The organism is Streptomyces sp. NPDC059895, assembly GCF_042731035.1.
Lineage (GTDB): Bacteria > Actinomycetota > Actinomycetes > Streptomycetales > Streptomycetaceae > Streptomyces.
In genome coordinates this window covers 21059-34918 of record NZ_JBHWKO010000054.1, presented here as the reverse complement: position 1 = coordinate 34918, position 13860 = coordinate 21059, and the positions used below count along the sequence as shown (strand labels likewise).

Annotated in this window: 11 protein-coding genes; 9 read left to right on the top strand and 2 right to left on the bottom strand. The window is 74.9% G+C overall.

Annotated elements, in window-relative coordinates:
- Positions 1 to 187 precede the first annotated feature (187 nt).
- The 6 genes from ACFV9M_RS36545 to ACFV9M_RS36520 all read left to right on the top strand — a co-directional run bounded on the left by ACFV9M_RS36545 (position 188) and on the right by ACFV9M_RS36520 (position 6825).
- Positions 188 to 1015, top strand: a complete 828-nt coding sequence (locus ACFV9M_RS36545) for a hypothetical protein (RefSeq protein WP_385075706.1) — start codon at positions 188 to 190, stop codon at positions 1013 to 1015.
- On the top strand, positions 1015 to 2841 hold the full coding sequence (asnB, locus tag ACFV9M_RS36540) for an asparagine synthase (glutamine-hydrolyzing) (RefSeq protein ID WP_385075704.1): 1827 nt from the start codon (positions 1015 to 1017) through the stop codon (positions 2839 to 2841). The genes ACFV9M_RS36545 and asnB overlap by 1 nt, the downstream gene beginning before the upstream one ends.
- Positions 2838 to 3407, top strand: a complete 570-nt coding sequence (locus tag ACFV9M_RS36535; protein ID WP_385075701.1) for a flavin reductase family protein — start codon at positions 2838 to 2840, stop codon at positions 3405 to 3407. The genes asnB and ACFV9M_RS36535 overlap by 4 nt, the downstream gene beginning before the upstream one ends.
- Positions 3404 to 4948: a 4-hydroxyphenylacetate 3-hydroxylase family protein gene (locus ACFV9M_RS36530; RefSeq protein ID WP_385075699.1), complete on the top strand. Its 1545-nt coding sequence runs from the start codon at positions 3404 to 3406 to the stop codon at positions 4946 to 4948. Before ACFV9M_RS36535 ends, ACFV9M_RS36530 begins: the two co-directional genes overlap by 4 nt.
- Positions 4945 to 5802, top strand: coding sequence for a class I SAM-dependent methyltransferase (locus ACFV9M_RS36525; RefSeq protein ID WP_385075696.1), 858 nt, complete (start codon positions 4945 to 4947; stop codon positions 5800 to 5802). The genes ACFV9M_RS36530 and ACFV9M_RS36525 overlap by 4 nt, the downstream gene beginning before the upstream one ends.
- Before the next feature lie 147 nt (positions 5803 to 5949).
- Positions 5950 to 6825, top strand: coding sequence for a helix-turn-helix domain-containing protein (locus ACFV9M_RS36520; RefSeq protein WP_385075694.1), 876 nt, complete (start codon positions 5950 to 5952; stop codon positions 6823 to 6825).
- A 25-nt stretch (positions 6826 to 6850) separates the two neighbouring features.
- Here ACFV9M_RS36520 and ACFV9M_RS36515 read toward each other — a convergent pair whose 3' ends face one another.
- On the bottom strand, positions 6851 to 8197 hold the full coding sequence (locus ACFV9M_RS36515; protein WP_385075692.1) for an MFS transporter: 1347 nt from the start codon (positions 8195 to 8197) through the stop codon (positions 6851 to 6853).
- 358 nt (positions 8198 to 8555) lie between these two features.
- On the opposite strand from ACFV9M_RS36515, the gene ACFV9M_RS36510 reads away from it, so the two are divergent.
- Together ACFV9M_RS36510 and glpK are read left to right on the top strand one after the other, a co-directional pair.
- A complete protein-coding gene (locus ACFV9M_RS36510; protein WP_385075689.1) occupies positions 8556 to 9404 on the top strand; it encodes an MIP/aquaporin family protein in 849 nt (282 codons plus the stop codon).
- 40 nt (positions 9405 to 9444) lie between these two features.
- A complete protein-coding gene (glpK, locus tag ACFV9M_RS36505; protein ID WP_385075686.1) occupies positions 9445 to 10962 on the top strand; it encodes a glycerol kinase GlpK in 1518 nt (505 codons plus the stop codon).
- A gap of 101 nt (positions 10963 to 11063) precedes the next feature.
- On the opposite strand, the gene ACFV9M_RS36500 is transcribed toward glpK, so the two are convergent.
- On the bottom strand, positions 11064 to 12164 hold the full coding sequence (locus ACFV9M_RS36500) for a hypothetical protein (protein ID WP_385075683.1): 1101 nt from the start codon (positions 12162 to 12164) through the stop codon (positions 11064 to 11066).
- 228 nt (positions 12165 to 12392) lie between these two features.
- Here ACFV9M_RS36500 and ACFV9M_RS36495 point away from each other — a divergent pair, with 228 nt between their 5' ends.
- A complete protein-coding gene (locus tag ACFV9M_RS36495; protein ID WP_385075681.1) occupies positions 12393 to 13772 on the top strand; it encodes an acyltransferase family protein in 1380 nt (459 codons plus the stop codon).
- The last annotated feature ends 88 nt before the right edge of the window (positions 13773 to 13860 follow it).

Genomic DNA, 13860 nt, shown 5'->3' with positions numbered 1-13860 from the left:
CGCCCGAGAACACCCGCCCACCCGCGCCCCCACCACCGCCCCGAGGGCGACCTTCGGAGCAGTTCCCGGGCTCCGAAGGTCGCCCTCGGGGCCCCCTTTCGGGGCTTCTGGGTGATCGCGCCGCTTCCTAGCGTTTCCGGTCAACAGGACCCGACCGGTCCGCTCCCCACCGCGAAGGAGATCCGAGATGAGCGATGCGCCCGCAGGAGGCATCGCGCGCGGCGGTTCCGTCGGGGTGCCGGCGTCCACCGCGGACGACGGCACCGACGCCCGGGAGGCCGGCCGCCCCTTCACCGCCGTACTGGGCACCCCGCCCGTGCCCGGTGCGCACCCCGCACCGGCGGACCGGCTGCGCAACGCCTACCGGGGCATGCCCGAGGCGGAACGGTCCGCGTTGTGGCGGCAACGGCTGCACGAGGCGGAGTCGGGGCTGACCCGACTGCTGGCCGCCTGGCACGACACCACCCATCTGTCCGACTGGTTCGCCCTCCAGGCGGAGATCTTCGCGGACCTGCCGGACCCCACGGCCGGCGGCCCCGCGGACTGGCAGCGCGTCTTCTTCCGCGGCCAGGCCCTGATGGAACGTTTCCTCGTCTCCCGGCACGGGGAACAGGCCCTCGCCGCCTGGGCCGCCGCCATCGCCGCGGTGCACCGCGACGTGGAGCCCGACCACGGCAGGGGGGCCGCCGACCCCGTCCACCGCATCGCACGCCAGGCCGAACTGTACGGATCCGACTACGAGTTCGACGACGGGATCGAGACCGACGGTGCCACCCGGGCGGCGCTGACCATCACGCACTGCGCGATCTGGGACTACCGGGAGAAGGCCCGCCGCTCCGGCGTCCGCATCACGCTCGCCTCCCCGTGCACGTACTGCACGAAGGCGCTGTCGGCGAACATCCGCGCCAAGGGCTTCGAGCCGAACCACAGCCTCAGGACCGGCCCCACCGGCCACGGCTGCCGCTGGGAGGCGGCCGCTCCCGAGGCTCCCTCCGACTCCTCAGGGGAGCAGTGATGTGCGGCGTCACCGGATGGCTCGACTGGGACACCGACCTGCGGACGCGGGCCGCCACCGTACGCGCCATGACCGAGACCCTGGCCTGCCGGGGGCCGGACGCCACCGGCACCTGGCTCTCCCGGCACGCGGCGCTCGGCCACCGCAGGCTGTCCGTCATCGACCTCGAAGGCGGCACGCAGCCCCTGGCCGCCGGCCGGCCGGAGACCGTGCTCGCCTACAACGGCGAGCTGTACAACCACCGGGAGCTGCGCCGGGAGCTGGAGTCCCTGGGCCATGTCTTCCGCACCCGTTCCGACACGGAGGTGGTGCTCCGGGCGCACCTGCAGTGGGGCACGGACGCCCCCCGGCGTTTCAACGGCATCTTCGCCTACGCGCTGTGGGACGGCCGCGAGGAGGAACTGCTCCTGGTCCGCGACCACCTGGGCGTCAAACCCCTCTACTGGCACGCGCACGCCACCGGCGTCGTCTTCGGCTCGGAGCCGAAGGCCGTGCTCGCCAACCCGCTGTTCCGCGCGGAGCTGGACGCCGAGGGCATCGCCGAGCTGTTCGCGCTGCCCGCCGCGCCCACGGCGGGCCACGGGATCTTCCGCGGGCTGCGCGAGGTGCGCCCCGGCCACCTGGTCTCCGTACGCCGGTCGGTCACCCGCGAGCGGCGCTACTGGCAGCTGGTGTCCCGGCCGCACGCCGACGACGCGGCGACGACCCGGCGGACGGTGCGCGGCCTGCTCTCCGACGCCGTGGAGCGCCAGCTCATGAGCGACGTACCGCTGTGCACGCTGCTGTCCGGCGGCGTCGACTCCAGTGCCGTCACCGCGCTCGCCGCACAGGCGCGGGAGCGGTCCGGGCAGGGCAAGGTGAGCAGCTTCTCCGTGGACTTCCCCGGCAGCGCCGACCGGGCGCCCGACGCCTGGCGCACCGGCGCCGACGCTCCCTTCGTCAAGGCGGCGGCCGAGCACATCGGCACCCTGCACACCTCCGTCGTCATTCCCGACGACGACCTGCTGGAGGCCCGGCAGGCCGTGCTGCGGGCGCGGGACCGGCCCGGCTGGGGCGAGATGGACGCCTCCCTGCACCTGCTCTTCCGCGAGGTGCGGCGGCGCTCGACCGTCGCCCTGTCCGGGGAGGCGGCCGACGAGGTCTTCGGCGGCTACCCGTACTTCCACGACGCGGCCGCCCGGGCCGCGGACACCTTCCCCTGGCTGCACGGCCGCGCCACACCCGCCGCGCTGCTGCGTCCGGAGGTGCGGGCCGAGGTGCGCCCGCAGGAGTACACCGCCGAGCAGTACCGCGCCTCCGTGGCCCGGACGCCGCGACTGCCCGGTGAGACGGGCGCCGACCGCCGGGTGCGGGAGCTGTTCCACCTGGCGCTGACGCGGTGGCTGCCGCCGCTGCTGGAACGGGTCGACCGGGTCAGCATGTCCGTCGGTCTGGAGGTACGGGTGCCGTTCACCGACCACCGCCTGGTCGAGTACGTCTGGAACGTGCCGTGGTCCCTGAAGGCGCCGGACGGCCGGTCCAAGGGGCTGCTGCGCGACGCCGTGCGCGACCTGCTGCCGGCCGAGGTCGCCGACCGGCCCAAGAGCGGCTATCCCTCGACGCCCGCCGTGCGCTACACGCAGGTGCTCACCGACCGGGCCCGCGAACTGCTCGCCGATCCCGCGGCCCCGGTGTTCGACCTCGTCGACCGGGACGTCGTACGCCGGGCCCTGGCCGAGGGCCGGACCCTGCCCAGCCCGCGCACCGCGCCCAATCCGGTGGGCGGCCTGGACCACCTGGTGCAGGTCGACGAGTGGCTGCGCGCCTACCGCGTGGGGCTGCGGTGAGCGCCGCGCACACCGGCCACGGCGCCGGTCCCCGGACGGTGGCCCGCCGGGGCGACGCGACGGCCGACGCCTTCCGTGCCGCCGCCCGCCGCTGGACCACGGGGGTCGCCCTGCTGACCGCCCGCCACGGCGAGGAGGTCTTCGCCAAGACCGTGTCCTCGCTGTGCACCCTCTCGCTCGACCCGCTGCTGGTCAGTGTGGCCGTCAGCGCCCGCAGCCCGGTGGCGGCCGCGGTCCGGGCCGACGGCCGGTACGCGGTGTCGGTCCTCGCCGGTCACCAGGAGCCGCTCGCCCGGCACTTCGCGGCCCCCGGAGCCGGCCGGGCCCTCGGACTGTTCACCGTGGCGCCCATGCGCGCGGAGACCACCGGCGTCCCCGTGCTGGAGGACTGCCTGGCCTGGTTCGACTGCCGGCTGCACGCGGTCCTGCCGGGCGGCGACCACGTCGTCCTGGTCGGCCGGGTCGCCGCCGCGGACGGCCGGCCGGGGGAGCCGCTGCTCTACCACCACGGCGCCTACCACTCACTCGCCCACCCGCCCATCCCCTCCACGGGAGCCCGCACATGACCCTCCTGGACACCTCCGCCGACACCGGCCGGGGGCTGCTCACCGGCGACCGGTACCGCGCGGAACTCGACGACGGCCGCGAGCTGTACCTCGACGGCAAGCGGGTCTCGGACCCCGCCGGACACCCCGCCTTCCGCCCCGCGGTCGACGCGCTCGCCGATCTGCTGGACCTCCAGCACGACCCCGGGCACCGGGACCTGCTCACCTACCGCGACCCCGGCAGCGGGCAGCGGCTCGCCCGCGCCTACCAGCCGCCGCGCACCCTGGAGGAACTGCGGTTGCAGCGGCGCAGCGCCGAGTTCTGGCACGCCGCGTCCTTCGGGCAGCACGGGCGCTCCCCCGCCTTCATGGCGTCGATCGCCGTCGGCGTGCACGACTTCCGCAACCGGCTCGAGCGCGCCCGGCCCGGGTTCGGGGCCAACGCGCACGCCTGGTACCGCCACTGCGCCACCAACGACCTCGTGCTCTCCCACGCGCTGGGCGACCCGCAGATCGACCGGTCCGCCGATCCGGTCGACGACCCGGACCTCGCGCTGCGCGTCCTGGCGGAGACCGACGAGGGCATCGTGGTGCGCGGGGCCAAGCAGCTCACCACCCTGGCGCCGCTCGCCCACGAGGTGCTGGTCTACCTGTCGGCCTCCTTCACCCAGCGCCGCGGCGAGCAGTTCGTCGTCTGGTTCGCGCTGCCGCTGAACACCCGGGGCCTGGTGACGCTGTGCCGTGAGCCGCTGGGCACCGAGTCCTGGGGCCACGCCCACGCGTTGGGGGCGCGCTACGACGAGCAGGACGCCATGCTCTTCTTCGACGACGTCCTGGTCCCCTGGAACCGGGTCTTCCTGCTGCGCGACGGCGACCTGGCCCGCGCCGGGCTCGCCCGGATCAACGCCTGGTCCGCGTACATCGGCCACGTCCGCTACCGGGAGCGCCTGCGCACCCTGCTGGCGACGGCCACGCTCGTCGCCGAGAGCATCGGCGTCGACGGCTTCCGCAACATCCAGGAGGATCTCGGCCGGCTGGCGTCGTACACGGAACTGACGGAGATCCTCCTCGACGCCGCCGAGGCGCGCGCCACCGTCACCGACGGCGGGCTGCTGGCTCCCGGCGACACGGCGGCCGGCCGGGTCTGGTCCGCCGAGGTGGCCGAGGGCGCGGTGGACGTCCTGCGCCGCATCGGCGCCTCGGGGCTGCTGATGCAGCCGACCGAGAACGACCTCGCCCATCCCCGGCTGCGCCCCCTCCTCGACCGCTACATGCGCGGGCGCGGCATCGACGCCGAGCGCAAGTCCCGGCTCCTGCGCCTCGCCTGGGAGCTGACCGGCGACGCGTTCGGACAGCGCCAGCACCTGTACGAACTCGTCCACCGCGGCGACCTCGCCCGCAACCGGATCAACCTCTTCAAGCGGTACGACCAGAGCGACGTGCGGCGCCGCCTGGAGGAGTTCATCGCGACGCCGCATCCGCCCACGCCGTTGCCGCCCCCGCCCCTCGCCGCCGCGCACCCCGCGACCGGCCCGGACGACGCCCAGGAGGACCGCTCGTGACCCTCAACGACACCGAGGCCCAGGCCCGTACCCTCGGCGGCTACGACGACGCCAGCAGGCTGCGCCAGGTGCACGACCGCGACTGGGTCCTCGACCGGGTGTCCGGGGAACCGGGTGTGCTGGTCGACCTCGGCAGCGGTATCGGCCAGCTGCTGGAGGCGGCCCTGGTGCGCCACCCCTCGCTGCGGCTGGCCGTCGGGCTGGAGCGTTCCGAGCACCGTATCGCCGAGGCCGGCCAGCGGCTGCGGCCGTTCGGCGCCCGCGCGGTGCTGCACCACGCCGACCTGACCGCGCCCGCCCCGCTGCCGTACCGCGCGGACGTGGTGACCATGACGTCGGTGCTGCACTGGCTGTACCCGGTGGAGCACCGGGTCCTCGCCTGGGTGCGCGACCACCTGGCGCCCGGCGGCACCTTCCTGCTGACGACGTACCATCCCGCCCGCGACGACCACGGCCTGGGCGGCGAGGACGACATCGTGCGCGAGGCCCTGGCCGGCCTCGGCATCGCGCGGGAGGCGGTGCCCGGACTGCTCGACGACCACGGTGTGCTGCCGATCGCGACCCGGACCCGCTCCGTGGCGGAACTCGCCGAGCTGCTGGGCGAGTTCTTCACGATCGAGGATCACCGGGAGCGGGAGGCGGTGGTCACCGTGCGGGACGCGGCCCAGTACGAGCACTTCCACGCGGCGACCTTCGGCGACTACTACGCCTCCGTGGTGGAGCCGGGGCAGCGGGCCGCGTTCTTCCGGGCCGTCGGACGCGTCGCCGCGGAACGCCAGCGCGCGCGGGGCCGGGTGAGCTCCATGCCGGTGCGCCTGTGGAAGCTCACCCCGCGTACCGGAGCCACCCCCTAGGGTGAGGGGCGGTGCGGGTCGCGGTCGCGGGCCCGGCCCGCGCCCGCGACCGCCCGCCCCTTGCCCCCTGACCCCTCCCTATGCCCCCTGCCCCCCTCACCACCGTCCGTCCGCCGACCGATCGGCACAGGCCGAGGAGCCGTCACCATGTCCACCCCCACCCCCGGCCCCAGCCAGGAACTGGGTGCCTTCCTGCGAGCCCACCGCGAACTGCTCAAGCCCGCCGACGTGGGTCTGACGGCCACCGCGCGCAGGCGCACACCCGGCCTGCGCCGGGAGGAGGTCGCCTCGCTCTCCGGCGTGGGCCTCGCCTGGTACACCTGGCTGGAGCAGGGCCGGGTCACCGCCTCCCGGCAGGTGCTGACCTCCGTCGCCCGGGCGCTGCGGCTGGACGCGGCCGGTCTGCGGCACGCCATGCGGCTGGCCGGCTACCACGAACCGGTGGCGTCCGACGCCGAACCCGGCGGCCTGGCCGCCGCCGTACGTCCCGTCCTCGACTCCTGGCCGACCAGTCCCGCGGTGCTGCTGGACCGCCACTTCGACCTGCTCGCCTGGAACGCCCCGTGGAGCGCCCTGTGGGGCAGCCCGGAGAGCGTTCCCGCCGACCGGCGCAACCTGATGTGGCTGATGGTGGCCGACCCGCGGCTGCGCACGGTGCTGCACGACTGGGAGCCGCTGGCGATGAACATCTTCCAGCACTTCCGTGCCCAGGCGGGCCCGGCGCTCGCCGACCCGCGCACCGGTGAGCTCTACCACCGGCTGGCGGAGGACGCGCCCGAGCTCCGCCACTGGTGGAGCTGCCACTCGGTGGCGGAGCTGACGGCCCGTTCCGTGACGGTCCGGCCTCCGGGGTCCGCGTCCATGACCCTGTCGTTGTCGTCGTTCCACCCGGTGGACGACCCGTCGGCGCTGGTCCTGCTGTTCACCCCGCTGACGGAGCAGGACCGGGTGCGGATGACCGCGCTGTGCGAGCGGCCGTTGCGGGCCGTGGCCCCGGACACGGGTGAGCGGCAGGCGGGCTGAGTCCCGCCCGCCCGCCGCTCCGGCGTCAGGGCCGGGCGGGCTCCTCCGCCGCCGCTCCGGCCGCGGGCGGTCCGTCCGCGGCTCCGGCCGCCGGCGGTACGCCCGGCGTGCCGGCCGTCGGCGGTACGCCCGGCGTGCCGGCCCTCCGGCGCAGTCCGACGCTCAGGGCGAGCGCCGCGAGCGCGGAGACCAGGGCGAGGCCCGCCCCGACGACGAGCGTTCCGGTCCCCGTGTCGTCGAAGGCGCCGACGGCCCAGGCGCCGAGGCCCGTCCCGGCGTACATCGTCGACGTCAGCCAGGCGCTGGAGGTGGCCCGCAGATCGGGTGCGGCCGTCCCCGCCAGGGTCTGCTGGTCGATGACGAACCCTCCGCTCGCCACGAACCAGAGGGTGACGCCCAGCAGCGCGAGCACGATGCCGGGGCCCGTGGCGGTGAGCGCGACGCCCGCCGCGAGGAGCAGGCCCCAGACCGGCAGGAGCGGAAGATGGTCGCGGCCCGCCGCCCGGGACCGGTCGCCCAGCCGCCCGCCGATCAGCGAGCCGGCCACGCTGCCCGCGCCGACGAGAACGCCGACGAGGCCCAGGGCGGACACCGACAGGTCGAACCGGTCCACGAGCACCACGCCCAGGAAGGTGTAGGCACCCAGGTTCGCCGCGTGGAAGGCGGTGTTGACCGCGAGGGCCTTGCGCAGGGCGGGGTGCCCCCACGCGGCGAGCACGGCGCCGAGCGCCCCGCGGGCCGGAGCCGCCGCCCCGGGCACCGGCACGCCGCTCACCTGGCGCACCAGCAGCGGAACGGCTGCCGCGGTGCCGACGGCGAGGGCGAGGAACGCCGACCGCCAGCCGGTGGCGCCCGCCAGCAGTCCGCCGAGCGGCACGCCGACGACCTGGCCGCAGGAGAACAGGGCCATGCCGAGTCCGAGCGCCCGGCCCCGGACCCGGTCGGGGGCCGTCTCGGCGATGTGCGCCCAGATCGCCGGTCCCGCGGCGGCCGCGGCCAGGCCGGCCAGTGCCCGGGAGACGATCAGCAGGGCGAGTGAGGCCGACAGGGCGGCGGCCGCGTTGGACAGCAGGAAGAGGACGGTGCCGGCGAGCAGGGTGCGCCGTCGGCCGAGGCGGTCGCTGAGCAGCCCCAGGAAGGGCGCGGTCACGGCGTAGACCAGGACGTAGGCGGTGACGCTCTGGGCGGCGGCCGACTCGGACACGTCGATGTCGTCCGCGATGGTCGGCAGCAGCGGGGAGACGAGGAAGGTCTCGGTGCCGAAGAGGAACAGGAGCAGGAAGACGCCCGCGTAGCGCCACCGGTCGAACGTTGTCCGCCCGGGCTCGGCCGCGGTATCGGCGGCCGGGTCGGGGCGTCCGCTCGCACTCACCAGGGATCACTGCCTCTCAGGAACGGGGAAACGGGGACGAGGGGAGGGGGGAAGGGGGCATGGGGGAAGAGGGACGGGGGGACGGGAACAGAAGGCCGCCGCCTGGCTCCGGACGGCCCGCATACGGACCGCGCCGCGCGGCTGCGGCGGACGGCGCGGGAGCACGGCGGCCCCGCCCGCCCATCGTGTCGGCGGCCCGCGACGTCAGCCAGGCAGGCGTTCGTCCTGTGACCAGGACCCACAGGCAGCGGGCGGTTCGCTACGACATATGCGACACGTCCATGATCGCCTTATGCTGATCTGAGACAAGCTCGGGCACTCGACAGCCGGCCCGGAGCCGGCGGGAAAGCGGGCTTCCATGGCTGATCGGTTCAAAAGGTCGGGGATGATCGGCGAGTTGTCGGCAGAGTTCGCCGGCACGATGGTTCTCATCCTCTTCGGCTGTGGCGTCGTGGCCCAGGTGGTCGCCGGCGGGGCGCTGACCACGCCGCCGGGCGGCCTCGGGGACCACGACAGCATCTCGTGGGCCTGGGGCATCGGCGTCACCCTGGGCGTCTACGTCGCCGCCCGGCTGAGCGGAGCGCATCTCAACCCCGCGGTGACCGTCGCCCTGGCCGCGTTCAAGGGGTTCCCGTGGCGCAAGGTCGCGCCGTACGCGGTGGCGCAGACGGCGGGCGCCTTCGTCGCGGCGCTCATCGTGCGCTGGAACTACACCGAGGCGCTCGCGAAGGCCGACCCCGGTCACACCGTCAAGACGCAGGTCGTGTTCTCCACCCTCCCGGCCAACGGCAACACGAACCTGCCGGTGTACGAGTGGGGGGCCTTCCGCGACCAGATCATCGGCACCGCGCTCCTACTGCTGCTGATCTTCGCGGTGACGGACCTGCTCAACAACGCGCCCGGCGCGAACCTGGCCCCGTTCATCGTCGGTCTGATCGTCGTGGCCATCGGCATGGCCTGGGGGACCAACGCCGGGTACGCCATCAACCCCGCACGCGACTTCGGCCCCCGGCTGGCGAGCTTCCTCACCGGCTACGGCGGAGCCTGGCGGGACCAGTACGGGAACTTCTACTTCTGGGTGCCGATCCTCGGTCCCCTGATCGGCGGTCTGCTCGGCGCAGGACTGTACAAGGCCCTCATCGGCCGGTTCCTCCCCACGGCGGAACCGGAGCAGCCCCCCGGCCGCGTCCCCACCCCCGAGCGCTGACCCCCGGCACAGCCGAACCCCGGACCAGAGGCGGTACCTCATGGCTGACTTCGTGGGCGCGGTGGACCAAGGGACCACCAGCACCCGTTTCATGATCTTCGACCACTCCGGCAACGAGGTGGCGAGGCACCAGCTGGAGCACACCCAGATCCTTCCGCGGTCCGGATGGGTCGAGCACGACCCGGTGGAGATCTGGGAGCGCACCAACTCGGTGATGCAGACCGCCCTGCGCAACGGCAACCTCCTCCCGGAGGACCTCGCGGCGATCGGCATCACCAACCAGCGGGAGACCACCGTCGTGTGGGACCCGCGCAACGGACGCCCCTACTACAACGCCATCGTCTGGCAGGACACCCGCACCGACTCCATCGCCGCGGCCCTGGACCGCTCGGGCCGGGGCGACGTCATCCGCCGCAAGGCGGGGCTCCCGCCGGCGACCTACTTCTCCGGCGGCAAGATCCAGTGGATCCTGGAGAACGTCGACGGCGTCCGCGAGGCGGCGCGCCAGGGCCACGCCCTCTTCGGCAACACCGACGCCTGGGTCCTGTGGAACCTCACCGGCGGCCCCGACGGCGGTGTCCACGCCACCGACGTGACCAACGCCAGCCGCACCATGCTGATGGACCTGGAGACCCTCGACTGGGACGACGAGCTGCTGGGCTTCTTCGACATCCCCCGGGAGATGCTGCCCACCATCAACCCCTCCTCCCACCGCGAGGCGTTCGGCGTGACCCGCACCACCCGGCCCCTGCGGGCCGCGATCCCCATCAGCGGGGTGCTCGGCGACCAGCAGGCGGCCACGGTCGGCCAGGTCTGCTACGCGCCGGGCGAGGCCAAGAACACCTACGGCACCGGCAACTTCCTCGTCCTCAACACGGGCACGGAGCTGGTGCGTTCCCGGCACGGCCTGCTGACCACCGTGGCGTACCAGTTCCAGGACAACCCGGCGGTGTACGCCCTGGAGGGTTCCATCGCGGTCACCGGGTCCGCGGTGCAGTGGCTGCGCGACCAGCTGAAGGTCATCAGTACGGCGGCCGAGAGCGAGACGCTGGCCCGTACCGTGCGGGACAACGGCGGCGTGTACTTCGTTCCCGCGTTCTCCGGCCTGTTCGCCCCGTACTGGCGCTCCGACGCCCGCGGCGCGATCGTCGGCCTGGCCCGCTACAACGACAACGGCCACCTCGCCCGGGCGACGCTGGAGGCCATCTGCTACCAGAGCCGTGACGTCGTCGAGGCCATGGAACATGACTCCGGGGTCCACCTCGACGTGCTCAAGGTCGACGGCGGGGTGACCGCCAACGACCTGTGCATGCAGATCCAGGCGGATGTGCTCGGCGTGCCGGTCAGCCGCCCCGTCGTCGCCGAGACGACCGCGCTCGGCGCCGCCTACGCGGCGGGCCTCGCCACCGGCTTCTGGCGGGACACGGACGAACTGCGCACCCACTGGCAGGAGTCCAGGCGCTGGGAACCCGCGTGGTCCGACGAGCAGCGCGCCGAGGGCTACGAGGGCTGGAAGAAGGCGGTGGAGCGCACCCTCGACTGGGCCGAGGTCGAGTAGCCGACGGCCGCTTCGGCAGGGGTCCTCGACACGCGTTCTCGTTCGACCCGGGCCGGGGCGGCCGGGAGATCATTCGTGGCTCCGTGCCGACAGCCGGGCGATCATTCGCGGCTCCGTGCCGACAGCCGGCCGGCCTCCTCCGCGGCCCGGTGTGCCTCCCGCTCGGCCCGGACGACCGCCGCGGCGGCCTCCCGGCTCCGCTCGCGGGCCTCCCGCCGCTCCTCGGCGGCCCGCCGGAGTCCGTCGCGTGCCCGGCGCAGCCGCTGCTCGGCGTCGGCGACCTCCTGGCGCGCCTCGTCGTGGCGGCCGTCGGCCCGGCTGAGCGCCGCGTCGGCGTCGGACCGCTGCTGACGGCAGTGCCGTAGCCGCTGCTCGGCGTCCTCGGCCGCCTTCACGGCCCGGGCGAGCCGCCGCTGCCGTTCCCGGCGCCGCTCGGCGAGCTCGTCCTTCGTCCGGGACGCGGGTTGGGGCGTGCCCGGCCGGGCCGGCTCGCGCGGCGCGCCGGCCGGGGCGGCGGTGGCGGCCCTGGCAGCGGTGGCGGCCGTGGCGGCGGTCTCCGCGGTGAGCTCCGACGGCGGGACGAGGGCGGTCCGCAGACGGCCCCCGGCCCACCGGTCGGCGGCCTCCGGATCGGCGAGCACGGCGTGCAGTGTCGCCTCGATCTCCCGCTGGGCCCCGCCCGACAGCCGGTGCCCCGCCTCCTGGGCGGCCCGTACGGCTTGGCGGGTCAGCTCGGAGACGACGCGGCGGCGCTGTGCGGACAGCTCCTTGATCACGGAGCTGTCCATGGTGCGGTACGCCTCCCGCAAGGACCGCCCCAGCTCCAGGAACCGCCGGCTCTCCTCCGGCTCGGACCGCAGCAGCAGGTTGGCCGCCCAGGCAGCGAGCGAGGGACGGCGGGCGGCACGGACCGCGCGGGCGTCCTCGGCACGGCCCGCCGCCGCGGCCGCGGCGGCCAGTTCCTCACGACGGGCGACGAAGCGGGGCGGCGGGGTCGCGTACAGCTCGTCCAGAGCGGCCTCCACGTCGTCCGCACCCGCCGTACCCGCCGCGTCGTCCCTGCCCGCCGTACCCGCCGTACCCGCCGCGTCGTCCCTGCCCGCCGTACCCGCCGTACCCGCCGTACCCGCCGCGTCGTCCGTACCCGCGGCCGTGGCGCCCGAGCCGCCCGTGCCCTGTCTGCGCCCGCCCTTGCGCTGCATGCTTTCCAGGCTCCACCGCGGCGGGCGCCCCCGCACCCCGCACCCCGGCTCCGCGCCGGAGCCGGTGCTACCCTGCGCTCCTCCGTGCGAAGATCCCCCGGGCCTCCGGGCTCCCGGGCCCTTGAGTGGGGCCCCGGGCCACCGTCCGCCGGGCACGCCCCCGGGCGGCCGTCGGGGGTGTGCAGGGGAACCTCCTCGTGTCGTCCGAAGGTGAAGGACCGATCCTCGTTGACCTTGACACCGGCAGTTGGTCGCGACCGGCTGCCCTCGCTGACGGGGCTGCGCTTCTGGGCCGCCCTGCTCGTCGTCCTGTACCACCTGTCCCGTCAGGTCGGGACCGTTCCCGGCCTGAGCGAGGCGGTCTGGTACGGGCGGAGCGGGGTGACGTTCTTCTTCGTGCTGTCGGGGGCCGTCCTGGCCTGGACGTACGAAGGGGCGCGGGTGTCCGCGCGCGTCTTCCTGTGGCGGCGCTTCGCCCGCATCTGGCCGCTGCTCGCCGTCAGCGTCGGGCTGTCGGTCGCCGTGTGGGCCGTCATGGGCCGTGCCGTCCCGGCCGGGGCGGTGGCCGCCACCCTGCTGCTGGTGCACGCCTGGTTCCCGCAGCCGGTCGTCTTCACCGGAGGGAATCCGGCCGCCTGGTCACTGAGCGACGAGGCCTGGTTCTATCTGGTCTTCCCGGCACTGCTGGCGGTGCTCGCGGGCCGTCGCTCCAGGGTGTGGGCGTGGACGGCCGTCGCCGTCGTCGGCGCCGCCCTCGTGCTGTGGCCCGCCCTGTCCGGTCTGCCGCCCACCACCCGCACCTGGGCCCTCGACTACCTGCCGCTGACCCGCTCCCTGCAGTTCGTGCTGGGCGTGGTGGCCGGGCTCGCGCTGAGGCGCGGCTGGCGGCCTCCCCTGCCGCTGCCCGTGGCGATCGCACTCGTCGCCGGCTGGCACCTGGCCCTCGTCCCCTGGTCGAACGCCGTTCCGGACGCCCTCTGGTACAGCCCGTACAGCGCCTCTCAGTGGCTGTCGGCGCCGCTCTTCGCCGCCCTGATCTGCGCCGCCGCCCGCGCCGACCTGGACGGCAGGCGCACCGGCCTGGGCGGGGCCTGGATGATCCGGCTGGGGCACTGGTCGTTCGCCTGGTACCTGCTGCACGAGATCGTGATCCGGGTGGCCGTCTTCCACTGGGGCAAGCCCGACCCGGGCGTCGAGACGCCGGTCTTCTGGGCGGGAGTGGCGGCGGTCAGCCTGGCCCTCGCGGCCCTGGCCTACCACTGGGTGGAACGTCCGGCCGAACGGTGGCTGCGCGGCCTCGCCCGCCGCTCCTCCCCGGCCCCCGCATCCCCCGCATCCCCCGCATCCCCCGCATCCCCCGCATCCCCCGCATCCCCCGCATCGCCTGCGGCTCCCCCGGCCCGCACGTCCTCACGGGCCACCACGGCGTCGGAGGCCCACATGGCCTCGGGGGTCCACACGGCCTCGGAGGCCCACACAGCCCCGGAGGCCCACACAGCCTCGGAGGCCGGCGGGCCCGCGGAGGACTACAGGCCCGCGGAGGACTACAGGCCCGCGGAGGACGACGGCGCCTCCGCCCCCGTGTCCGCCGGCCCGCCCGGTCGGTGAGCTGCTGAGCGGCCGGCGCCCGCGGCCACGGCGCGCAGAGCGACGCGGCGCGGCGTGGACCACGTCCCGCCCGCCGCGCAAGCGCCCG

Bases quoted from the DNA above. Each gene is read 5' to 3' on its own strand.
- ACFV9M_RS36500 (WP_385075683.1), bottom strand. From the start codon at position 12,164: ATGCAGCGCAAGGGCGGGCGCAGACAGGGCACGGGCGGCTCGGGCGCC.
- asnB (WP_385075704.1), top strand. From the start codon at position 1,015: ATGTGCGGCGTCACCGGATGGCTCGACTGGGACACCGACCTGCGGACG.
- glpK (WP_385075686.1), top strand. From the start codon at position 9,445: ATGGCTGACTTCGTGGGCGCGGTGGACCAAGGGACCACCAGCACCCGT.
- ACFV9M_RS36545 (WP_385075706.1), top strand. From the start codon at position 188: ATGAGCGATGCGCCCGCAGGAGGCATCGCGCGCGGCGGTTCCGTCGGG.
- ACFV9M_RS36530 (WP_385075699.1), top strand. From the start codon at position 3,404: ATGACCCTCCTGGACACCTCCGCCGACACCGGCCGGGGGCTGCTCACC.
- ACFV9M_RS36510 (WP_385075689.1), top strand. From the start codon at position 8,556: ATGGCTGATCGGTTCAAAAGGTCGGGGATGATCGGCGAGTTGTCGGCA.
- ACFV9M_RS36520 (WP_385075694.1), top strand. From the start codon at position 5,950: ATGTCCACCCCCACCCCCGGCCCCAGCCAGGAACTGGGTGCCTTCCTG.